Here is a 22,483-nt window from a genome sequence, read left to right as displayed (position 1 = left end):
ATAGGTAGGTAGTTCCCCCCGTTACCTATGAAGGCCGATATCTTAATATATCGGCTTTTTTTATTTTAACCCTTTTACTTGAATATTGTGGAATGTATCTGCTTGTAATCGAAGTAGTTCGGCTGCTTTTTTCTTTTTATATCCATAAAGCTCTTCCTCGCCTTTAAGGTCTTCATATATTTTTTGGTTAAGGGTACTATCTGTAGAAGCAATAAGTTTGCGTTGCGCCAATTTTTGTTCCACCCAAGATGCCAAAGTACTTTCTTCCTCCTCCAGTTTAATATCGTATTCACCCTTAGGGGCCAATATTTTGGCTATAATAGGAGATGTTTCTATGGCCAAGAACAGTAGAAAAATAAAGAAGGATGGAAACCATGGTAATTCCCCCAAAGCTGTTATTCTGGCCATGAGTCCGTCAAAACCATCGATAATCGGTTGGGTGTTTTGTACAACTTCTGCATACTCGGTATTCAGAGCTGCTATCTGGTTTTCCAAGCCAGTTATTTTCTCACTATTGGTGGTTTTTAACTGCTGCAGCTCGGCCAAGGAAGCATCATGTTTATCACGTTTTTCCTTGTAGACGGGGCCTTTTCCTAGAAGCCCCGTACCTGCGGTTCCTTCAGCTTCATTGATGTAGATATCGTAGAGGGTATTCGTTTCGGTTTCCTTTGCCGCTATTTCCGATTTTAAGTTTACAATGTCTTGGTTCAATTGTTCCACTTTAGGAGTGTATTGTAATGCTAATTGTTCTTTATTGGCCAGTGTAAGTTCGTTTTTCTGTTCTAACAACACCTGATTGATTTCCTTTTCGAAAATTTTCATTTCTAGAGGTTTGGAAATGACTACGGCTATGATAACCGCTAAAATAATCCTAGGCGTGGCCTGAAAAAACTCCTGACTAAAATTATTTCGTTTTTTAATGGTGGAAACAATAAAGCGGTCTAGATTAAATATCAACAAGCCCCATATAAGACCAAAAAACACTGCTACATAAACACTGTCAAAAACCGTAAATAATGCATAGCTGCTAGCAATAAAGGCCATTACGGCCGTGAAGAAAACAGTAGCGCCGATACCGGCATATTTGTTTTGCTCCCCTTTGGAGCACGATTTTAAAATTTCGGAATCTGCCCCGGAACACAGGATAAAAAAGTCTTGTAACATATTGATTTGTTTTTTGATTGACCCTTTAGCTAAGCCCAGGGCAAGATTAAATTGATGACATTGGTCTTACCTGTTAGAACGCTATTTATGGGGAATTGTTACGCAAAAAGCCTTCCAAAAGAAGGCTTTAACATTATTTATGATGATTGTATAATTATCGTTCTATAATTATAGGTGCGGTAGTTAGTTCTATAACTGGGTTCTTACCAGTGGAATTTCTTGAATCTATATTTATATTCTTATTGTTTTTCACAATTTCAATGGCCTTATCCGATGATATTTCCTTTCCTCTATACATGAAAATTGCCCCTTTTTTCGCCATTTCTATTACATGGTCTAATGGATTTGGTGGGGTGGGTGGTTTAGGAGGATTATCAAGCCTAATTTCCTTTATGTAAGTTGGTGGTAAAGGCGGTTCTGCCATATTGGACTGTTTAGGTCTAATACCTCCACTAACAACGTCATATGGATCTTGCTCTTCTATGATTTCTTTTATTTTAACTGCGGCTATTTCCCTTTCATTTGGTGCTTCAGGTGCTTTTGGAGAATCAGGTAGTGGCGGCGGTTCTGGAAAATCTGGAAAAGGCTCTGCATCCTCACGTTGCTTGGTTGACATCTTGGCGTAAATGGTTTTTACTCGTTGTACATCTTGTATTTTAATTTGCATGTGGTTACGATCCATTTCATTGTACTTTTTAGCCAAACCATTGTACTCTTTCATTTCTTCACGGGTCGCACTTTTTTGCTGACTGGATTTCATGGAATTCTTAGGTCCAACAATATTGATAGTTGCGGAGCCATATTCCGTAAGGATGTCATTCGCTTTCTTAATCACATCTTTAGGAGTGTTGGTATCGACTTTAATTATTGATCTAATTACTTTTTTACGTTCACCAAAAGAAAGGTGTTTGTTTATTTTGGATAAATATTCTTTTAATTCATTTATAGCAACTAAATCATCTTGAACGAGTATTTGACCGTTATTGTTAATGTTGACAATGATTTCTTTTATAGTTGTTTGATCTTTGGAAGTATTGGAAAAAGTAATTTTATTAGTCTCAATAAATGTTGATTCCGGTGTTATTTCTACCTTTTCTTTAAATTCATTTTCAGGCATAATATATTCATCAGAAAATACTGTTATTCTTTTTATACCTGATTTTCTAATTTCAGCTTGGATTTCATTTATGAATTTAGATGTAATTACGTCATCCGAATAGATTTGCACTTCATATGGAATTTCAGAAGTGTCAATTTCAAAAGTTTCACCTATTTTATGTGTAAGATCATTAAGGGTAACTTTCTGATTTTGAAACCAAATTTCATCATAATTCTTGATTTCTAACCAGATTATTTCCATTGTAGAAGATTCAATATCACTTGCACCCATATCATTAAAAACATTTTCCCTTCTAATTTTTCTAGCATCCTTTAGTGTTTTACCTCCATAGAGACTTGGCTTAAAGGCATTTTGATTAAAGATTCTAGCTGTTCGTGCACTTATGTGTTTAATGTTTAATATACCGATGGATTGCAATTCAACGTGTATAGGGTCAATTAGTTTATACTGACTTTCATCATATAAGATAGTGGCGTGCACATAGTTTTTAATAAAATAGGGATTTAGTTCTGCATTAATTTCTATTGCCTTCTCTGATAACTTATTAAATGTTGTTTTTTGACCATTAATCATTAACCCACCATCTTTTTTTATTTCAATTTGGAGGTCGTTAATAATGGTAGAACTGTTTTTTGGTCGTATTTCTTTTTGACTAAAACCAAAGAGTATTAAAGCTAATATTGGCAAAAGAAGGATGCTCCTTAATACCATTGACTTTTTTGATGTTCTTTTTTTCATGATTGTAAAACGTTTTTTGATGCTTCGATTACGCTCAGCACGGGTTGATGAATAAACTATAGCGTTCGCTATGTTGACTGACTGATTATTATTTGCACTTGCCTGGGATAAAAAGTACAGTAAGAGGTTTTGATATTTTGGTATACTTGTTTTGGCATTTAATACGGCACTGTCCGCCAAGAATTCATGATTTAATTTCATGGAGGATTTCAGCAAATAGATAAGCGGGTTGAACCAAAGAAAAACCTGTACCAGTTCAATTAACAATATATCTATACTATGTCTTTGTTTTGCATGGGTTTCCTCGTGTAACATTACCTCTTGCGGAATGTTTTGAGCCTCAAATTGTTTCTTGTTTAAAAAAATATAGCTAAAAAAAGTATGGGGAGGAAGCTGTTGTGCCAATAGTACCCTAGTTATAAAATTATCCTTGAGTTTTGGGTTTTTACGTATACGAAACCAAATTTGGGCAAGATGTTTTACAAATCGGAAACCAAACCCTAAAACACCTAAGCCATAAACAAACCATAGAACCATTTCCCAATTGACTGGACTCTCTTTTGTTACAGGTTGTAGAATAGTGGCTTCCACAACAGTATTCGTTATTTGAGCTTGTTCAGATATTGTATTAGGAACTATTTCAATATATTCCGTAAATACAATTGTGGGTATAATTAAAGATATCACTAAGGCTGCCAAAAGATAAAACCGTTTAAAGTGATGCATACTTTCTCTTTCCAGTACCACTTTATAAAACAAAAGTAAGATGGCCAAACAGGCTCCTGATTTTAGTAGATAGACTAACATCTTTATTTCTTTTTAAGTTCGTTGTCAATTAATTTTTTCAATTCTTCCAACTCGTCTTTGGAAAGATTAGTCTCCTGAGTAAAAAAGGATGCAAACTGACTGGCACTGTCGTTAAAAAAGTTCTTTATGAGTCCGTTTACATGTTTAGAGAAATAATCTTTCTTTTTTACCAAAGGATAATACTCCCTACTTCTTCCATAACTCTTGTAAGCAATAAATCCTTTGTCGGACATTCGTTTTAAGAGTGTGGCCACTGTTGTCGTTGCCGGTTTAGGGTCTGGGTATTCATCGAGCAAATCCTTCATAAAGGCTTTCTTCTGTTTCCAAAGGATATTCATTAACTCTTCTTCCGATTTTGACAACTGCATGTTCTACATGTTTAGAATTAATTCTACAAACATAGAGTAAATTTTCACATTCTACAAGTGTAGAGTTGATTTTTATTGATAATAGGAACCCTATCAGTATACATTATATTAAGTTTGCGTTTTAAATGATATAATAATGGCATTGTTAGAAGATTTACAAAATAGAAGTAATGGGGCATGTGAATTATGTGCTGCTACCAACAATTTAGAAGTTTATGAAGTGAAACCGGTTTCTACTGGTGGTCTGGACGGTAGTGTATTGGCATGTACTGCTTGTATTGCTCAAATAGAAAATCCTGAATCTACAGATTCTAATCATTGGCGTTGTTTAAATGACAGTATGTGGAGTGAGCATGATGCTGTTAAGGTGCTAGCATGGCGTATGCTATCAAGATTAAAAGGAGAGGGATGGCCACAGGATTTATTGGACATGATGTACTTGGAGGCAGAAACATTGGAGTGGGCACAAGCAACAGGGGAAGGTCTCTCTGAAAGTGAAAAAATTATCCACAGGGATGTAAATGGGGTGATTTTGGAAAACGGTGACAATGTGGTTTTGGTTAAGGACCTAAAAGTAAAAGGCTCGAGTATGGTGGCCAAACAAGGTACCGCAGTTCGTAGAATTTCTTTGGACCATGAAAATGCAGAATATATAGAAGGTAAAGTAGATGGTCAACAGATTGTTATCATCACCAAATATGTGAAGAAAACATAATTTATCAGCTGAGAAATTTCTGTTTGCAAATTGTATTACAGTAGCAAAAATCCATTGGAAACTTAGGATTTCCCTTTTGAAGTACTTTGTAGGTATTACTTTCTATTGTTATTTTAAAGCGATAAACTAAAAAGAGAAAGTGTTTCGCCTTCTTTTTCAAAATCATATTCATAGTTAAGGCCAAGCTTTGTCAATAGCTTTATGGATTTATGGTTATTAGGCAGGGTTATTGCAATTATTTTTTTGTGAATGCCTAACCCAAGTAAGGCCTCTATGTACTTTTTAATTGCTTCTATAGTATAGCCATTTTTTTCAAAATCAGGTAATAAGGCAAACCCGATATCTGGAAAATTTTGATTTTCCCTGTTTAAAAATGTCACAATGCCAATAGGTTCTCCTGAGGTCTTTAATTCAAATATACTATAGTAAAAATGTGGATTGTCCAGTATTTTTTGGATATACCGTTCAGCATCTATTATAGTCGATATATTTTTATCCCCTATAAATTTTAACCAACCTTTAGAATTAACCAACTCTTTGATAAATGCGGCATCCGTTACGTTTATTGGCCTAATTCTGAGTCGCTCTGTCTCTAGTTCTTTATACAATTTAGATTTATGAATTATAAAATATTAATTCTTATGACCATTTTCATTTTGTTTCATCTCGGTAAAATATTCATAGAAAAAAGGGATGGTCTCAATACCTTTTAGGTAGTTCCAAACCCCAAAATGTTCGTTGGGGGAATGTATGGCATCACTATCCAATCCAAAACCCATGAGAATAGTCTTACTGCCTAATTCTTTTTCAAATAAGGATACAATAGGAATACTGCCACCACTACGCTGTGGTATAGGTTTTTTATTAAAAGAGGTTTCATAGGCTTTTGAGGCCGCTTGGTAGCCAATAGTGTCAATGGGGGTAACATAACCTTGGCCGCCATGATGTGGTTTCACCTTAACCTTAACGCTTTTTGGGGCAATGGCCTCAAAATGATTTTTAAATAATTCCGTAATTTCTTTCCAATCTTGGTTCGGTACAAGTCGCATAGAGATTTTGGCATACGCCTTGCTCGCTATAACGGTCTTTGCGCCCTCACCAATATACCCTCCCCAAATACCATTCACATCTAAAGTTGGTCTTATGGAATTGCGTTCATTGGTCGTAAAACCTTCTTCCCCGTAAACTGCGTCTATATCCAAAGCCTTTTTATATTGCTCTAAGCTGAATGGTGCCTTGGCCATTTCGGCGCGCTCTTCTTTAGAAAGTTCAGCTACCTTGTCATAAAAACCAGGAATGGTAATATGGTTGTTTTCATCATGCAGACTTGCAATCATTTTGGTCAACACATTAATAGGATTGGCAACCGCACCACCGTATAAACCTGAATGTAAGTCCCTATTTGGACCTGTAACTTCAACTTCTACATAACTAAGACCACGTAAACCAGTGGTGATAGAAGGTACATCATTGGCAATCATTCCCGTATCGGAAATAAGGATAATATCGTTGGCCAGTTTTTCTTTGTTCTGGGCAACATAAAGAGCTAGGTTATTACTTCCTATTTCTTCCTCACCCTCTATCATGAATTTTACATTGCATGGTAATTGACCTGTTTGTACCATAAATTCCACAGCCTTTACATGCATGTACATCTGACCCTTGTCATCGCATGCACCACGGGCAAATATGGCTCCTTCTGGGTGTAATTCTGTTTTTTTTATAACAGGTTCAAAAGGAGGGGAGTTCCATAGGTCCATTGGATCTGGTGGCTGCACATCATAGTGGCCGTACACCAATATCGTTGGCAAGCTGGCATCAATAATTTTTTCACCATAAACTATAGGGAAACCTTCTGTTTCGTGAATCTCCACTACATCGCAACCTGAATTTTCCAAGGCTGATTTTACCGCATCTGCAGTATCCAAAACGTTTTGTGAGAAGGCAGAATCTGCACTAATAGATGGAATTTTTAATAAATCTATAAGTTCTTGAAGAAATCTATCTTGATTTTTTAAAATGTATTCTTTGATGTTTTGCATGTATGTTTATTGAAAAAAGTAGCTAAAAGTACAAAAAGCGAAATTTTTAAATAACTAAAATTTAGAGAATTGAAATTTTGCTTTATATTTGCAGCCCGTTTTAGAACGGAAAATGCAGGCGTGGTGGAATTGGTAGACACGCTAGACTTAGGATCTAGTGCCGCAAGGTGTGAGAGTTCGAGTCTCTCCGCCTGTACTTTGTAAAAACCTCTCAGTAGTTGAGAGGTTTTTTTGTTTGTATTGATTGCATTAAACAAGGGAGAGACGAGAAGTTTATACTGAGCGTAGCCGAAGTGAGTCTCTCCGCCTGTACAGTTCGACTCCGCTCAGTGCGGGTGTGATAAAAGCTCTTCAGAATTAAAGGGCTTTTTTTATGTGAAAAGTTTGAATGTATATGGAAATGGCGGAGAGGCAAGAAGTTTACCCCTGAGGGAAGTAAAAGAATAGTATTAGTGGTATAAATAAATCTAAGTGCTTATACCTTTACAGAATAGAAACCTTTCAAATACGGAGGGTTTTTTATGGATGAATGTTGCTTTGTAAACCATATAGCTTACCAGTAAATTTTACTCATTCTAATATGGTAATTCGCTAATGCGGTTACTTTTTATTTGTAATCCGATCGGTTTTGAAGATGTCCTAAAGTTTTTCTTAGAATATATAATTAATGGCTTTAGTATTTTTAGAATATTAGGTTAAATACAATTTGGTGTATTACCCAAGTGGCCAGTATAAGTATATAGGGTTGATATTTTTTGCTATTCCTTTTGTCGTATAAAATTAATCCAACAAGGATCAAGTAGATAATTCCATATTACACATTCTGGGTTACGCTTTCAGGCCAATCTAAAAGTTTTGGTCCAATACGGCCAATGGTAGGCCCAAGGAAAACAGTTGCAGTTCCTATAATGTATCGCATATGTTTTGAAGCATTTTCCCTATTGCCAATAGCCAATGAGTAAAATAAGATCAATAGCATACTATCTGCTAGTGGAAAAAATAACGTTTGTGGTGCATCTGAGTTAATTATTTTTATCATTTGCGGAACGAAGGACAAAATCAAAATTGGGAATACGATATAGGATAGCTTACCAATTTTTCTGTGCAATCTATTTTTGCCATTTATAATGAGAAGGGGTTGTACAATGAGCATTAGAATCCAAATAGAGGCTATTAATGCGTGGAAGTGAATAAAAGCAGTAATGTTTTCTTCAAAATCTGGAAATTGAACAAAGTAAGTTTTGTAAAAACCCAAGAATGTTAATGGAATTAGTAGTAGTAAAAAATATCCTAATTTTCTATATGCTTTTTCCATAGTCTTGAGTTTAAATTGAAATTGAATTATTATAATTGCTGTTATAATAAGCTTCAAATTGGAGGCGTCCAGATGTTTTGTTTCATTTAATAATCTTTCCAGCAGATTTTTGGCGAACCTTGTTCATTAAATTTATGCAGGTAAAAACGAATAATGAAATGTAAAGCCCGGTAACACCGGGCTTTACTATTTTTCAAATTCATTTATTACGGCATTACTCACGTGTAATTGCCATAACTTTTGCACTTGGTCCGCTTAGGTCTTTTCTTAAGGTCCAAATTTCTGTTCTGTCACCATCGGTAGTGGCCTCAACGTCTGCCAAGAATTTTTGAAAACTTCCAGAGCCATGTACTTCTTCAAAATTTTGCGCAAATTTGTCTTCTTTCGCTAACCAAGATGAATTATCAAAGAAGTCTACCCATCCGAAATCCATACCATCCATATTGTTCATTTCATTGGAGTATATCCCATAAATCTGGTCGGGCATTTTTTCCTTGTACATTTTCACTACTTTCTTTAATACCTTTTCCATGAATTCCTGTTCCTTGAAACGCTTGACATCGATCATGAAGACCGAAACTTTGTTGATTTCAAAATCTTTAGAGAGGTTAGATAGCTCAGGATGCATTTTCATATAATTGACCTCGATCTCTGGGGTCAGATATTTGCTTATATTCTTATAGTTGTCATCGGCATGTTCTTGGCTAGAGGGTCTAGCATCCATAGCACTCCAAGGTAAAGGTCCCATGATCAGCATATATTTGCCGGCGTTTTTTCCGTTAAGAACATTATAGACCCTAGCGCCATAGGGCCCGTCGGCATGGAATTTTTTGTTATGGGCGGCAATGCCTGCCTCAAATTCCTCAATATTTTCAGAGTTAACAGTGAGCATTACGTTTTCAATGATTAAAGACTCGTTGTTTTGTGCTATGGCCATAAACGGCAGTAGCAATAAGGTATACATTAATTTTTTCATTGTATTTATATTTAATTGGTTACTATTCTAGTTGGTCCGTGATTATTTAATCGCGATTACTGCACTTGAAGGCCCGGTCAAAGGCATAATGCTCGTCGAAACAAACCCTGCCTCTTTGGCCCATTCTTCAAAATCTGTCGATGTAAAATCATATCCTTCAGGGGTTTCTATAAGCATGTTCAATGACATTAATAATCCAAATGCATTCTCACTTCGATTGTCATCAATTATGTTCTCGATAACTGCAAAAGCACCTCCTTTAGGCAGTGCTTCATAGGCCTTTTTAATCAACATTTTCTTATCCTTAGTGCCCCAATCGTGTAAAATCATACCCATGGTAATGATATCCGCCTTTGGAAAATCATCGATAAAAAAATCGCCCGACGCAATTCGAATTTGGTTGCCCAGGCCCATCTTGTCGATGTTTTCTTGAGCGATAGGGCCTACAGGAGGTAAATCAAATGAAATACATTGCATGTGTTTATTGTTCAATGCTACTTGAGCAGATAGATGTCCGCCTGAGCCACCTATATCACATAGTGTCTTGTGGTTGGAAAAATCAAATTGCTCTGCAAAGGCCATAAAATTACCCATGGAAACCCCAGCCATGGCATTGACAAATTCACGAATTTTATCTTCACATGTGTAAATTGCTTCAAAGAGCGGTGTTTTCCCAGTTTTGGATTCATTTTGTGGCAATCCAGTTTTAAGTCCCTCTTCCAGATCATTCCAAAAAGGAAATAGCCGATTGTTGCACATTTCTAGCATACCACCCATATAAGTGGGCTTGTTCTTGTCGAGAAATAGATTTGTATCTTCAGCATTCTTGTAAATGCTAGTCTCCTTTAGTCCTGTTCTTTTTAAGAAACCCAAAGCTACTAGGGCATCAAGAAAATCATACAGACTTCTTGAATGTAGGTCAAGCCTTGATTGAATTTCTGAACCGGATAATTCTCTTTTTGCCAAAATGGTAAAAAGCCCCATATTGGTTGCTGTGAGCAGTATTTTCGATGCCCAGAAACCCGTTCCCATTTGCATGATTTTTGAGGGATTTACTTGTGTTTTAGGTGTTATTTTCATTTTAAGTTCTCTTTTTTAGATCTTACTTGCCCAAGGCGTCATTAAGCTGTTTTGTATCTACGTACTGCTGAAATCCAATTACCTTACCATCGCTAAGAGTCCACAAATGGGCTGCCTGAGCATCAATGGTTGCGCCATTTACTTTTAGTTTTCCGTTATATCTTAGGGTTGCCAACACTTGATCATTTGCCATTTCATGTAGCTTGATATTTTCAAGGGTAAAAAATTCATAGTCATCGCCAATCCTTGAGAATATTCCTTTTAGAACAGCATCGGGACCTTTATATGGGTTTCCATCTGCATAAGCATTTCCTTCTGCCTCCATCCAAACAACATTGGGGTCAAGAGAAGCAAGGACTGAAGGGATATCACCTTTAGAAAATGATTGGTACATAGTGTGTACAATGTTCCTGTTTTCTTCTGGTAGGAGGTTGTTCAATGCATCAATTTCCTGAAGGGCCAATACCATTGGTGCATTGTCCCAGTTACCGCTGGTTCGTACAATTTTACCATCTTTGAATTGGCCGGTCAAATGAACCGGGATTTTTATTGTCTTTCCGTTAGCCTTTAAGGTCCCTTCCCAATCACCCCAAAAGTTTACCCAAGTAGCTCCTTTATCGGTCACTACCATTTCGTATTCCTGGTCCTTGTCTAAAAAACCCCGATCCGATAAGTTGATCAGGCTTTCTTTATGGTAGTTTACCATTTCAGCAAGGGAAAGACCAATGTCTGAACTATTGTTGAACGTCTTGGCCGTATCTGCATAATGTTCGGTCATGCCATCCCAGTCTTTGGCGTTATAACTTTTAATTACTGATTTAAAAGTGTCAATTTCTGGGGAGTTTTGGGTGTAACGTTGTTCTTGGTTACAGGCAATAAACAATATGACTGTCATTGTCATTACTATTATTTTTCTCATTGTTTTTTATTTAAGTGGTCTTAGTTGAAAACTGGGCAATTATTGCCTTGGTTTTTAAAATGTTATTTTGAAGGGGAAAAGGCCATATCAGGTCGCATTTGACCTTCTATTATCGCATATTCCAGAAGACTCGCTTGGAAGTCACCAAAGACTTTGCCCCATTCCTCCCCTAATAGTTCATTGTTTTCCGCAATTTTGTTAGCATAGTCCACGGCATCTTTTGCAGCAATGGCAACCATATAAAAAGCACCGCGTGTTCCAAACCCACTTTTGTATGATCGATATTCTACTTTTGAACCATTACTTTCAAATAGTTTTTTGATTGCCAATGCTTTTTCCCTTACAGTTTTCTCGTTTGCCGGTGTGTAATGGAAATAATGAAATTTTCGATAATCTTGTCCTTCAGGCGTTTGTGTGATGCCTCCAGGCATATAACTCAATTCTTCATCTAAATGGATAACGTAATCATGCTCTATATCATAACTTTTATTCATTTCTTCAAAAAGATTGTTCATAGCCGTTCCGCCCATTTTTTCTGATAGCTCTTTAAAGATGGGGCGCTCAATATCGGCCATAGAGGCCAGTGGGCTAACCCACAGGTATCTGTGATCAGCCGTATTGGTTACTATAACATCAAATCCTTGAATATTATATTTTTTTAAATTAGAGGTTAGGTCTTTGCAGACTTTTTCATAAGAGGTTATCATTGAAGGTTTGACAACATCTTCATGAACCCAATAGGCTTGTGATTTTGTTTCTTGGCCTAGGGTAAGATTTGGGACTAGACAAATAGTCATTGCTAGGAATAAAGTTATAATTGTTCTCATAATATTTGATTTTAAGTGATTGGTAATTCGTTGATCTATTGTTTCATTTTTTATTACTTCATGTTTGGTTCATTTAAGGTATATCCTAATTGTTGTAGTAGCTCCAGTTCATTGAAATAGACATCTTCCTGCATTATTTTTCCTTCTTTATTAAATTTGAAGGTGGAATGGCCACTAACATTGACCTTTTTTCCAGTAGCAGTTACATCTTTAAAGGTGCCTGTATGTGTTCCAGTATAGGTCCAATTAACAAACAACTGGTTGTCTTTAAAGATTAGGTCTTCCACGATAATCTTTGTATTCGGGAAACCTTTAAAATATATGTTCATATGGGCAGCTACTTCATGTTGACCCTTGGCTATCTGTACACCATTCAGTTTTCGGACAAAATTCTCTGTGGTAATTATTTTTAAGCTGTCCATATTTTTTTCGTTCCAAACGGATTGAACATAACTTTCAAATGATGTGACCAAACTCAATTTTGTATCGTCTGAATTTCGGGCTACTTGTTTCGTGTCAGTTCCACAGTAAACGGTCAAAAACAGTAGTAGGAGCGGTACAAGAGTGGTAGATTTCATGATTCCCATAATGATCAAAATTTGCTTTAGCATAATAGGCTGAAAGCGTATTTCTCATGTTGTTTTGTTAAAAAAAGTCATTATAAATTTTGAATGGAAGTGATTATGGACGAACGTATGGTTTTCTTGTCCGGAGCAACATTTTCAATTATCGAGCAATTATTGAGGATAATGTTGTATATTGATTAGACAACCATTGCCTTAGTAAAACCAATCCGCAGAATGAGTAGCTTTTTTCTTAAAGCCGTCTGTCTTTGTTTCTTTTCTATATTGAATTGCGGTTATGTCCTTGCCCAGATTATTGATTTCAACCGCGAAAAACCCTACAAAAAAGTCTTCGTCGAGACCGATAATTTTGGGATTTCTTATTTGGATATTTTAGAAGAAGCGTATCCGAAGGTAAAGGCAGACTCCTTAAAATTCTCCATGCTCAACGATTTGGCGTATTACTGGCACACGCGAAACCTGATCAAGGCATTAGAATTTACTGAAGAAGGTCTGCAATTAACTTTAGAGAGGCAAAACAACGTATGGCTGGGTAGATTTCAAATCACCCAGGGAGCCATTCTTTTACGGATGGAAAAGTTGGACAGTGCCGAATTGGTTCTCAATAGTGCAAGGGCCAAGGTTGCGGTAACGGACTTGCCGCTTCTCAACACCCAATTGGGTTATGTTTACGAAAGACGTGGGCAATTGGACAAAGCAGCCGATTTTGCACAAGAAACACTACGGCTGGGCGAAAAATTGAACGATAAATGGGCAATTGCAATGGCCTATAGTGATTTGAGTAACTTATTCTGGAAGCAATCCAAATATGAGGCTGGTCTCGAATATGGACTTAAGTCTTTGGAAACCTTTGAAGAAAGAGGTATAAATGATCTTGATTATGATTTTACCCTATTCGTGGTTGGTAATAATTATTTAGGGTTGAAGGAATATGATAAGGCCATGAATTATTTTCAGCATTCTATTGTTATTGGGGAACGCTATGGTTTTTATAACAATTTGAGTGACACCTATATGTTAATGCTTGAGCTTTACGCCTATCAAAATGATTTTGAAAATGCCTCCGAGGCGGGCGCCAGTGCACTAAAATATGCCGAATTACTTAGTAATAATTATATGGTAATGCGCAGTTGGCTTTCTATTGGAAAACTCCAGAACTTCCAAGGCAAGTATGGATCGGCAGTTGAAAGTCTTCAAAAATGTATAGATGTGGCCACCAAGGATTTCGGTGACACCTTTCACTTAAGCCAAGCTTATGGGGCCTTGGGAAAGGCCTATGCGGGGAACCATCAATATCTTGAGGCCTATCAGGCTTTTGCAGAATATGATAGGTACAAGAGCGCAATTTTTACCGAAAAGGCGGATCAGCGTATATCATTACTTCAAACAGAGTTCAAGGTTGCAGAAAAGGACGGTAAGATTCAAGCACAACAGAGCCAAATAAAAAAACAAAAGACCATTCAGACTTTGACGATAATTTTTGTCTTGCTTTTGCTTCTGTACCTCATACTTCTGTTCAAAGCAGTAAGTAATAATGCCAAAACAAATGGGTTGTTGGAGAAACAGAACAATGAAAAAGAATTTTTGTTGAAAGAGATTCATCATCGCGTCAAGAACAATCTTGAAATTGTATCAAGTCTTTTATCCCTTCAATCCGCTCAAATTGATGACCCTAATATTATCGAGGCCATGCAAAAAAGTCAGCAGAGGGTGCAAAGTATGAGTATGATCCATCAAAAACTCTATCAAGGCAGAAGTCTGGCAGCAGTGGAAATGAAGGGCTACTTTCTAAACTTAGGGGAATATATACTTGATTTATACGGAGCAAAAGAAAGAATTAAAATGGTCTACCCAATGAATGAGCTTGAATTGGATGTGGATATGGCAATTCCTATAGGATTAATAGTTAATGAACTATTAACTAATTCAATGAAATATGCCTTTCCCAACAACTCATTCGGCAAAATTGAAGTAAGCCTAAACGAAGTAAACACTACATTATATCTTAAAGTTGCCGATAATGGCGTTGGAAGGTTAACCGAGGGTGGTAAGGATGATATAGGATTTGGTACACAACTTATTGAATTGTTGACCAAACAATTGGATGGCATAATGAAATTGACCGTTCAAAATGGAACTGTGATCGCATTTGAGTTTCAACTAAATAAAGCGGCCTAGATGGAGAAGAAGACCCGAATATTAATTGTTGAGGACGATATGATTATCGGGGCCAATTTATCCTTGCAATTGTCAATTTTGGGATACGAGGTAATAGGAATAGAATCAAGGGGCGAGGAGGCCATAATGCATGCCGAGACAAACTCTCCTGACATTATTTTAATGGATATTAACCTTAAGGGAAAATTAAATGGTATAGAGACCGTAATTACTATTCATAAAAATCATGATATTCCGGTAATCTATTTAACTGCTAATAGTGATGAGGCAACTTTTTCCCGCGCTAAGGAAACTCACCCATATGCATTTATTTCAAAACCCTTCAACAAATTGGATTTACAACGTACCATTGCCTTAGTTGCCGAACAACTGGAGGAACGCCATGTTCAACACCAAGGCACAACTGATATTAAGGTACTTGAAGATCGTATTTTTGTTAGGTATAACGGAAAGATGACAAAACTGTTATTGGATGATATCCTTTATATAGAAGCTGACCGTAACTACTGTACTTTAGTTACAAATAAGTGTAAATATGTACTTGCAAGCACTCTAAAGACAATGGAAGAGGAACTTCCCCAGTCAAACTTTATCAGGGTCCATAGGTCTTTCATCATCAATATCTCAAAGTTGGATGTGGTAACAGACAATCACATCGAAATAGACCGTAAGGTAATTCCCTTGAGTAAATCACATAAAGAATTTTTGATGGCCCGTATTCATACTATTTAATTTTTTGCTCGATAACTAAATGAATTTCTTGGGACACTAATAGTCGTTGTTCGTCCAGTGTCCAATTCTTGTTTCTATAAAATTTGTTACCATTAAGTACGGTTTGGGTAGACCATGCCTATTTTCAAACAACTAAATAGAAGAACATGAAAAAAGTAGTACTAATTGCAGCATTGATGTTATTAGGTGTAATGGCCAGTGCACAAGAAAAATTATATCTTGTTTTCGAATTCATGAAAGTGGATAACGAGCAAGATTCCGCTTATACAGAAACAGAGGAGTTTTGGGAGAAGATCCAACAACAGCGTGTTAAAGCTGGAGATATAATAGGATGGGATCTTTGGGCGCTCAGTCCGGGAGGGGAAATGCAGGGTTTTCAGTATCTAACAGTATCCTTATACAACGATCCTGTAAAAATGATGGATGGAAGTAGTTGGGCCAATTTAATGGACCGGGCAAAGGCTGCATACCCCAACATGTCCGAGTCAGATTTAATGAACAAGCTAAACAATTCTGCACAAACCAGGGATTTGGCAGTTAGGATATATGCCGAAGAAATTCTTACGACTACAGGTTCATCGGCAGCTGAAATGGTTTTGGGAACCGTAGCAGAAATTGATATGATGAAAGTGGATCTAATGAGTTATGCAACTTATGAAAAAGCCGAGGAAGAAGTTTTTCAGCCCTTACATCAAAAGTCAGTAGATGCTGGTGAAAAGAATAGTTGGGGCTTGATTAGGTTTATGAACCCTATAGGAAGTGATACTTACGCATCGCATATGACCGTAAGTATGTTCAAGGATTATAAACAAGCGTTGAATCAAAATATCAATTATAGTGAGGGAGCAACACCTGCATCAACCAAATTAATGCAAGAAGGTGTAGCGGCAAGGGATCTTAAATATGTGTATTTCGCAGAACTCATTAGATTGGCCCGTTAAGTAGTAGCTTGGGCTTCTGTAATTTTCACTTAAACAATGCTAATTGTGGACCTACAGTTTTTGGCTGTAGGTCTTTTATGTGCTGTTTAAGACTATTTGCCATTTCCAAACCTAATTTCTATTACTTCCCTAGTTAAATTGTGATGGAGTATGTAGGAAAGCGATAAGTTTACTTTGTACGGGTATTACCGCGTATCAGATTTCATTCCGAACTTAACAGAAGGGTGTGTACTGCGGCTCCTACCTGTTTTGATAGACTCTAGTAATCGAAAGGTTTTTGTACTATCAACCCAAATCTAACATGGTAACGAATAACAGTTGGTTGATAATCAAATATCTCCCAAAAATTAACGTTAGGGATTTATAAGTACAAATAACGTTGGGTTTTTACGTTAACATCTAAACCAAGTCAATATTTTTGTATTTTTGTTATCAAATGAAAAAGGCATTCCATAAAATAGCGGCTATCTCAATGGCACTATTAGTGTTGTTTACCACGACTTCGTTCTCGGTTGATATGCATTATTGTGGTGACCACTTGGTTGATTTTAGCTTGTCTGGAAATGTGGATACCTGTATGATGAAGGCAGAAATGTCAAAATCCTCAAGTAGCTGCGCCATGATGGAAATGAAAATGGACTGCTGCTCCGATTTGGAATTATCTGTCATAGGACATGATGATTTAAAGGTTTCATTTGATCAATTAACCTTAGAACAGCAGGTTTTTGTTACTTCTTTTGTAAATTCTTACACAGGCTTGTTGCTGGAAAGCTCTGAGAAAGTAACACATTTTATAGATTACTCCCCACCACCTTTAATCAGGGATGTACAAATTTTAGATCAGACTTTTCTAATTTGATTTTTAGGCTTTAAACTGTACCTAGTGTTATACTACTTACTAGGATTGTCTTGTTGGGTTCCATTGTGAAAACAACAAAACCAAAACCATGTTTAACTGTCTAATCATCAATTCTTATGCTAAATAAGGGCATAAAATATCTCATAGAAAACAAGCTTGTTGCAGTACTTATGCTCATCCTTTTGGTTGGGTGGGGAATTGTAAATGCACCCTTTAATTGGAACACAGGATTTTTGCCTTCTGCTCCAGTGGCGGTAGATGCCATTCCGGATATCGGTGAAAATCAGCAATTAGTTTTCACCAAATGGGAGGGTCGATCCCCGCAAGATATAGAAGACCAAATAACATATCCGCTAACGAGTTCTTTGTTGGGTATTTCTGGGGTAAAGACCATACGGAGTTCGTCCATGTTCGGGTTTTCAAGTATTTATATCATTTTTGAGGAGGATGTAGAATTCTATTGGTCTCGTAGCCGTATTCTGGAAAAGCTTAATTCCTTACCAAGCGGACTTTTGCCTGAAGGTGTTAGCCCAGCATTAGGACCGGATGCCACTGGATTAGGTCAGATTTATTGGTACACCTTGGAAGGTAGGGATGTAGAGGGCAATGTTACTGGTGGATGGGATTTACAGGAGTTGCGCAGTATTCAGGATTATTATGTTAAATACGCCCTATCCTCTGCAAGTGGGGTTTCCGAAGTCGCTTCAATTGGTGGTTTTGTACAAGAGTATCAGGTAGATGTTGATCCTGAGCTGATGCGACAATACAAAATTGGTTTACCGGATATTGTCAAGGCCGTTAAGCAAAGTAATCAGGATATTGGGGCACAGACCTTGGAAATGAACCAAGCGGAATACCTAATCCGTGGTTTGGGGTATGTAAAGTCTATTGCCGATATAGAAAATGCAGTAGTAACCTCTACAAATTTCACTTCAATTCGAGTTAAGGATATAGCTAATGTGCATTTGGGTCCGGCTACCCGTAGAGGTATTTTGGATAAGGAAGGTGCAGAGGTTGTTGGTGGTGTTATTGTGGCAAGGTATGGCGCAAATCCATTGGAAGTTATTAATAATGTTAAAGATCAGATTAAGGAACTCGCGTCCGGATTGCCATCAAAGGTTTTACCAGACGGAAGAACATCACAGTTGACTATTATCCCCTTCTATGACCGTACAGAGCTGATCCAGGAAACCTTGGGGACCCTAAACGAGGCCTTAACCTTGGAAATCTTGATAACCATTCTGGTAATTATTGTAATGGTCTTTAACCTTCGTGCCTCTATTCTCATATCAGGGCTATTGCCAGTGGCTATAGTAATGGTTTTTATAACGATGAAACTATTTCATGTAGATGCAAATATTGTGGCATTATCTGGAATCGCTATTGCCATTGGTACAATGGTAGATGTGGGGGTAATACTTGCCGAGAACATGATACGGCATATAGAGGATTCTAAACTACGGGTTAGGGAAGATGGTAGCCACTACACTACCAATGAAATTGTTTACAATGCCACTTCGGAGGTTTCCGGAGCCATCCTTACAGCGGTTTTGACCACTATCATAAGCTTTATACCAGTTTTTACCATGATTGGTGCAGAGGGTAAATTGTTTCGTCCATTGGCGTTTACCAAGACCATGGCACTTACGGCTTCGCTTGTGGTTGCTTTGTTTTTAATTCCTCCATTTGCTGCTTTTTTGTTTAGAAAAAGAAATTTAAGTTTTCCATTTAAGAAAATTTGGAACATCAGTCTAGTTGTCTTGGGATTGTTAGCTTTGGTGCTGGGATTGTGGATAGGGCTAGCTTTAATCGCATTTGGCGGCTTTGGACTTTGGTTTGGAAGTAGAGAGGGCCTAGATGTCGAATTTTCTAAATTTGGTTTTAGGGCTTCACTATCTCAAAATTTAATCAATATTGTAATTGCTGTATTTATAATCGAAGTACTGTTGGCAGAATTTTGGCGGCCTTTAGGTTTTAATAGAGGTTTGGCAATCAATTTTATATTTGTAGCTGTTATTTGCTTTGGGATTTTAGGTACGTTCTCCTTGTTTAAACAATTTTATTCAAGAATCCTGAGATGGGCATTGGAGCATAAGTTGTTATTTATAATGATACCAAGTACAGTATTGTTATTAGGGATTTTGATAATGCGAAATACGGGCAAAGAGTTCATGCCTTCTCTAAATGAAGGAACTTTTTTATTGATGCCTACTTCCTTGCCACATGCAGGAGTGGAGGAGAATAAGCGTGTTTTGCAACAATTGGATATGGCAGTGGCCAGTATTCCTGAAATTGAAACGGTAGTAGGGAAAGCCGGTAGGACCGAATCTGCCTTGGATCCTGCGCCACTTTCCATGTACGAAAATATTATTCAGTACAAGTCGGAATATATGCGAAACGAAATGGGCCAAAGACAACGCTATAGGATAAATGAAGATGGCTTGTTTATTTTACAAAATGGTAAGTTGGCCATGAACCCAAATATGATTTTTGAGGATAGTTTAAGGTATGAAGCGTCTCAAATACAAACATCGGCAACACAAAATGAATTGATACCGGATGCCCATGGCGAATATTACAGAAATTGGCGACCAGAAATCAATAACCCTGATGATATCTGGAACCAGATTGTTGCTGCAACAAAGTTGCCAGGGGTAACTTCTGCTCCAAAACTACAACCTATAGAGACCCGTTTGGTGATGTTGCAAACCGGGATGCGTGCACCTATGGGTATTAAGGTCAAGGGGCAAGACTTAAAGGAAATAGAGGCCTTTGGTCTGCAACTAGAGGGGATTCTTAAACAGGTCGAAGGCGTAAAGGAACAAGCTGTTTTCGCGGACCGTATTGTTGGTAAACCTTATTTGCTTATAGATATTAAACGGGATCAATTAGCCAGATATGGTATTTCTGTGATGGATGTCCAGGGAATTCTTGAGGTTGCCGTTGGCGGTATGGCATTGACCAAAACCGTGGAAGGTAGGGAACGCTATGCAGTACGGGTACGTTACCCTAGGGAGCTAAGGGACAACCCAACGGATCTCGAAAATATTTATGTTCCGGTTGAAAATGGAAGTCCAGTGCCATTACGTGAGTTAGTTGAAATCCGATATGAAAAGGGACCACAAGTAATTAAAAGTGAAGACACTTTTTTAGTAGGCTATGTATTGTTTGATAAATTGGATGGTTTTGCAGAAGTGAACGTAGTAGAAAATGCACAGGCCGCTATCGAGAAAAAAATAGAAAGTGGTGAATTGAACATTCCCAAGGGCATTAGTTATCAATTTACAGGAACCTACGAAAACCAATTACGCGCAGAAAAAACATTGTCGATAGTAGTTCCTATGGCGCTTTTGGTCATCTTTTTGATTCTGTATTTTCAATTTAAATCGGTAGCCACTTCTTTAATGGTGTTTACGGGTATAGCAGTAGCATTTGCAGGTGGGTTTATTATGATTTGGCTTTATGGTCAGGACTGGTTTTTAAATTTTGATCTTTTTGGTGAAAATTTACGGTCCATATTTAATATGAAAACCATTAATTTAAGTGTTGCCGTATGGGTAGGTTTTATTGCTCTTTTTGGAATAGCTACCGATGACGGTGTCGTCATGGCCACTTACCTGACCCAGACATTTGACAGGGAAAATCCTATGGATAAAAAAGGAATTCGTTTAGCGGCATTAGAAGCCGCTGAGAAGCGGATACGCCCATGCTTGATGACAACCGTTACGACCATTTTGGCCTTGTTGCCGGTTATGACATCCACGGGTAAGGGAAGCGATATTATGATACCAATGGCTATTCCTATTTTTGGGGGAATGGTCATTGACATAACTTCTTACTTTATTGTTCCCGTGTTATATAGCTGGAAAAAGGAACTTCAACTTAAACGTGTAGGCAAATGAAAAATAATGGCATTTTATTAGTACTGTTTTTTACCACGGTAATGGTCAATGCTCAGGAACTACAGTCCTATTTGGAGGAGGCTGAAGCCAATAACCCAGAAATCCAGGCGTACGAGCTACGGTATAACATTGCCAATGAAAAAGTAGGGGCGGCAAATGCATTGCCCAACACCACTGTAAGTGCAGGGTACTTTGTAAGTGAACCGGAAACCCGTACTGGTGCCCAACGGGCAAAATTTTCAATTTCACAGATGTTACCTTGGTTTGGGACGATTACAGCCAGGGAAAACTATGCCAATTCAATGGCAGAGGCAGACTATTTGGAATTGGCCATTGCCAAAAGAAAGCTGGCATTGACAGTGGCCCAGTCCTATTATGAGTTGTACGCCATTGAGGCCAAAAAGTCTATTTTGCAAGCAAATATCCAGTTGCTGGGTACCTATGAGCAATTGGCATTGACATCTGTAGAAGTAGGGAAGGCATCGGTAGTGGATGTGTTGAAATTGCAAATTCGCCAGAATGAATTACAACAACAATATGCTATATTGAATCAAGAATTTTTAGCGGAAAGGGCTAGATTTAATACGCTGCGAAACCAAAAAGAAAGTCTTTCAGTAGCATTGGTTTCTGAACTTGAACTTCCATTGGAAGACCCTGTCCTTTCCAACGAAAATCTTGAACTAAACCCCGAATTATTGAAGTATGATAAAATGTTTGAGTCCGTTACTCAGTCCGAAGTATTGAATCAAAGGGAAAGTTTGCCTAGCATTGGGGTTGGATTGGATTATGTTCCGGTGTCCGAACGTACGGATATGAGTTTTAGTGATAATGGGAAGGACATTGTAATGCCAATGCTATCATTTTCCATTCCTATTTTTAACTCTAGTTACAGGTCGATATCCAAACAGAACGAGCTTAAACAAATGGAAATTAAATCGCAAAAAAAACAACGATTGAACATCCTGGAAACAGCATTGGCGCAGGCAGTCTCATTAAGGAACCAGGCCCGTATTGCAAATGCTACCCAACAAATGAACCTTCAGCATTCAAAGGATGCTGAAGAAATACTACTTAAAAATTATGAGACTGGAACTATCGATTTTAAAGAAGTTTTGGACATTCAAGAGTTGCAATTAAAATTCCAGATCAATCAAATTGAATCAATTAAATTATATTATAAACAAAGTACAAATATCAATTATCTAATACAATAACT

18 protein-coding genes and 1 tRNA gene are annotated in these 22,483 nt (G+C 37.4%); 8 read left to right on the top strand and 11 right to left on the bottom strand.

Features of this window, described 5'->3' with window-relative positions; all coding sequences use genetic code 11:
* Positions 1-60: 60 nt before the first annotated feature.
* The 3 genes from ACOCEA_RS02075 to ACOCEA_RS02065 all read right to left on the bottom strand — a co-directional run bounded on the left by ACOCEA_RS02075 (position 61) and on the right by ACOCEA_RS02065 (position 4,197).
* Complete coding sequence (locus tag ACOCEA_RS02075; protein ID WP_420754532.1) at positions 61-1,164, bottom strand: DUF4407 domain-containing protein; 1,104 nt, start codon at positions 1,162-1,164, stop codon at positions 61-63.
* Positions 1,165-1,318: 154 nt separating this feature from the next.
* A complete protein-coding gene (locus ACOCEA_RS02070) occupies positions 1,319-3,829 on the bottom strand; it encodes a M56 family metallopeptidase (RefSeq protein WP_420754531.1) in 2,511 nt (836 codons plus the stop codon).
* Between the two features lie 2 nt (positions 3,830-3,831).
* Positions 3,832-4,197, bottom strand: coding sequence for a BlaI/MecI/CopY family transcriptional regulator (locus ACOCEA_RS02065; RefSeq protein WP_420754530.1), 366 nt, complete (start codon positions 4,195-4,197; stop codon positions 3,832-3,834).
* Between the two features lie 136 nt (positions 4,198-4,333).
* On the opposite strand from ACOCEA_RS02065, the gene ACOCEA_RS02060 reads away from it, so the two are divergent.
* Positions 4,334-4,912 (top strand): PhnA domain-containing protein, encoded by a 579-nt coding sequence (locus tag ACOCEA_RS02060; protein WP_420754529.1) that lies wholly within the window; start codon positions 4,334-4,336, stop codon positions 4,910-4,912.
* A 113-nt stretch (positions 4,913-5,025) separates the two neighbouring features.
* On the opposite strand, the gene ACOCEA_RS02055 is transcribed toward ACOCEA_RS02060, so the two are convergent.
* On the bottom strand, positions 5,026-5,520 hold the full coding sequence (locus tag ACOCEA_RS02055; protein WP_420754528.1) for a GNAT family N-acetyltransferase: 495 nt from the start codon (positions 5,518-5,520) through the stop codon (positions 5,026-5,028).
* Between the two features lie 24 nt (positions 5,521-5,544).
* Entirely contained in the window at positions 5,545-6,954 is a 1,410-nt protein-coding gene (locus tag ACOCEA_RS02050) for a dipeptidase (protein WP_420754527.1), read from the bottom strand.
* A 114-nt stretch (positions 6,955-7,068) separates the two neighbouring features.
* On the opposite strand from ACOCEA_RS02050, the gene ACOCEA_RS02045 reads away from it, so the two are divergent.
* Positions 7,069-7,150: transfer RNA gene (locus ACOCEA_RS02045), tRNA-Leu, on the top strand.
* A 618-nt stretch (positions 7,151-7,768) separates the two neighbouring features.
* Here the strand turns inward: ACOCEA_RS02045 and ACOCEA_RS02040 are convergent.
* From ACOCEA_RS02040 to ACOCEA_RS02015, 6 genes are all read right to left on the bottom strand, one after another.
* The gene (locus ACOCEA_RS02040) at positions 7,769-8,269 is read right to left on the bottom strand and encodes a hypothetical protein (protein ID WP_420754526.1); all 501 of its coding nucleotides are present in this window, start codon (positions 8,267-8,269) and stop codon (positions 7,769-7,771) included.
* Between the two features lie 214 nt (positions 8,270-8,483).
* Positions 8,484-9,245 (bottom strand): hypothetical protein, encoded by a 762-nt coding sequence (locus tag ACOCEA_RS02035; RefSeq protein ID WP_420754525.1) that lies wholly within the window; start codon positions 9,243-9,245, stop codon positions 8,484-8,486.
* Between the two features lie 42 nt (positions 9,246-9,287).
* Positions 9,288-10,325, bottom strand: coding sequence for a methyltransferase (locus ACOCEA_RS02030; protein WP_420754524.1), 1,038 nt, complete (start codon positions 10,323-10,325; stop codon positions 9,288-9,290).
* Between the two features lie 22 nt (positions 10,326-10,347).
* Positions 10,348-11,244, bottom strand: a complete 897-nt coding sequence (locus ACOCEA_RS02025; protein WP_420754523.1) for a nuclear transport factor 2 family protein — start codon at positions 11,242-11,244, stop codon at positions 10,348-10,350.
* A 62-nt stretch (positions 11,245-11,306) separates the two neighbouring features.
* Complete coding sequence (locus ACOCEA_RS02020; RefSeq protein WP_420754522.1) at positions 11,307-12,071, bottom strand: hypothetical protein; 765 nt, start codon at positions 12,069-12,071, stop codon at positions 11,307-11,309.
* Positions 12,072-12,124: 53 nt separating this feature from the next.
* Positions 12,125-12,658, bottom strand: coding sequence for an ester cyclase (locus ACOCEA_RS02015; protein ID WP_420754521.1), 534 nt, complete (start codon positions 12,656-12,658; stop codon positions 12,125-12,127).
* A 213-nt stretch (positions 12,659-12,871) separates the two neighbouring features.
* Between ACOCEA_RS02015 and ACOCEA_RS02010 the strand changes: the two genes are divergently transcribed.
* From ACOCEA_RS02010 to ACOCEA_RS01985, 6 genes are all read left to right on the top strand, one after another.
* Positions 12,872-14,833, top strand: coding sequence for a sensor histidine kinase (locus ACOCEA_RS02010; protein WP_420754520.1), 1,962 nt, complete (start codon positions 12,872-12,874; stop codon positions 14,831-14,833).
* A complete protein-coding gene (locus ACOCEA_RS02005; protein ID WP_420754519.1) occupies positions 14,834-15,565 on the top strand; it encodes a LytR/AlgR family response regulator transcription factor in 732 nt (243 codons plus the stop codon).
* 146 nt (positions 15,566-15,711) lie between these two features.
* The gene (locus tag ACOCEA_RS02000; RefSeq protein ID WP_420754518.1) at positions 15,712-16,506 is read left to right on the top strand and encodes a hypothetical protein; all 795 of its coding nucleotides are present in this window, start codon (positions 15,712-15,714) and stop codon (positions 16,504-16,506) included.
* A gap of 436 nt (positions 16,507-16,942) precedes the next feature.
* Entirely contained in the window at positions 16,943-17,365 is a 423-nt protein-coding gene (locus tag ACOCEA_RS01995; RefSeq protein ID WP_420754517.1) for an HYC_CC_PP family protein, read from the top strand.
* Positions 17,366-17,481: 116 nt separating this feature from the next.
* Complete coding sequence (locus ACOCEA_RS01990) at positions 17,482-21,267, top strand: efflux RND transporter permease subunit (protein ID WP_420754516.1); 3,786 nt, start codon at positions 17,482-17,484, stop codon at positions 21,265-21,267.
* Complete coding sequence (locus ACOCEA_RS01985) at positions 21,264-22,481, top strand: TolC family protein (RefSeq protein WP_420754515.1); 1,218 nt, start codon at positions 21,264-21,266, stop codon at positions 22,479-22,481. Before ACOCEA_RS01990 ends, ACOCEA_RS01985 begins: the two co-directional genes overlap by 4 nt.
* Positions 22,482-22,483 lie beyond the last annotated feature (2 nt).

Source organism: Maribacter luteocoastalis, from assembly GCF_048890225.1.
GTDB classification, from domain to species: Bacteria; Bacteroidota; Bacteroidia; order Flavobacteriales; family Flavobacteriaceae; genus Maribacter; species Maribacter luteocoastalis.
Note: the sequence above shows the minus strand (reverse complement) of the source record. Positions and strands in the feature narration are given on the sequence as shown.

Coding starts and splice junctions, on each gene's coding strand:
- ACOCEA_RS02050 (WP_420754527.1), bottom strand. CDS start 6,954: ATGCAAAACATCAAAGAATACATTTTAAAAAATCAAGATAGATTTCTT.
- ACOCEA_RS02000 (WP_420754518.1), top strand. CDS start 15,712: ATGAAAAAAGTAGTACTAATTGCAGCATTGATGTTATTAGGTGTAATG.
- ACOCEA_RS01995 (WP_420754517.1), top strand. CDS start 16,943: ATGAAAAAGGCATTCCATAAAATAGCGGCTATCTCAATGGCACTATTA.
- ACOCEA_RS02020 (WP_420754522.1), bottom strand. CDS start 12,071: ATGAGAACAATTATAACTTTATTCCTAGCAATGACTATTTGTCTAGTC.
- ACOCEA_RS02070 (WP_420754531.1), bottom strand. CDS start 3,829: ATGTTAGTCTATCTACTAAAATCAGGAGCCTGTTTGGCCATCTTACTT.
- ACOCEA_RS02015 (WP_420754521.1), bottom strand. CDS start 12,658: ATGGGAATCATGAAATCTACCACTCTTGTACCGCTCCTACTACTGTTT.
- ACOCEA_RS02065 (WP_420754530.1), bottom strand. CDS start 4,197: ATGCAGTTGTCAAAATCGGAAGAAGAGTTAATGAATATCCTTTGGAAA.
- ACOCEA_RS02060 (WP_420754529.1), top strand. CDS start 4,334: ATGGCATTGTTAGAAGATTTACAAAATAGAAGTAATGGGGCATGTGAA.
- ACOCEA_RS02040 (WP_420754526.1), bottom strand. CDS start 8,269: ATGGAAAAAGCATATAGAAAATTAGGATATTTTTTACTACTACTAATT.
- ACOCEA_RS02075 (WP_420754532.1), bottom strand. CDS start 1,164: ATGTTACAAGACTTTTTTATCCTGTGTTCCGGGGCAGATTCCGAAATT.
- ACOCEA_RS01990 (WP_420754516.1), top strand. CDS start 17,482: ATGCTAAATAAGGGCATAAAATATCTCATAGAAAACAAGCTTGTTGCA.
- ACOCEA_RS01985 (WP_420754515.1), top strand. CDS start 21,264: ATGAAAAATAATGGCATTTTATTAGTACTGTTTTTTACCACGGTAATG.
- ACOCEA_RS02030 (WP_420754524.1), bottom strand. CDS start 10,325: ATGAAAATAACACCTAAAACACAAGTAAATCCCTCAAAAATCATGCAA.
- ACOCEA_RS02035 (WP_420754525.1), bottom strand. CDS start 9,245: ATGAAAAAATTAATGTATACCTTATTGCTACTGCCGTTTATGGCCATA.
- ACOCEA_RS02005 (WP_420754519.1), top strand. CDS start 14,834: ATGGAGAAGAAGACCCGAATATTAATTGTTGAGGACGATATGATTATC.
- ACOCEA_RS02025 (WP_420754523.1), bottom strand. CDS start 11,244: ATGAGAAAAATAATAGTAATGACAATGACAGTCATATTGTTTATTGCC.
- ACOCEA_RS02010 (WP_420754520.1), top strand. CDS start 12,872: ATGAGTAGCTTTTTTCTTAAAGCCGTCTGTCTTTGTTTCTTTTCTATA.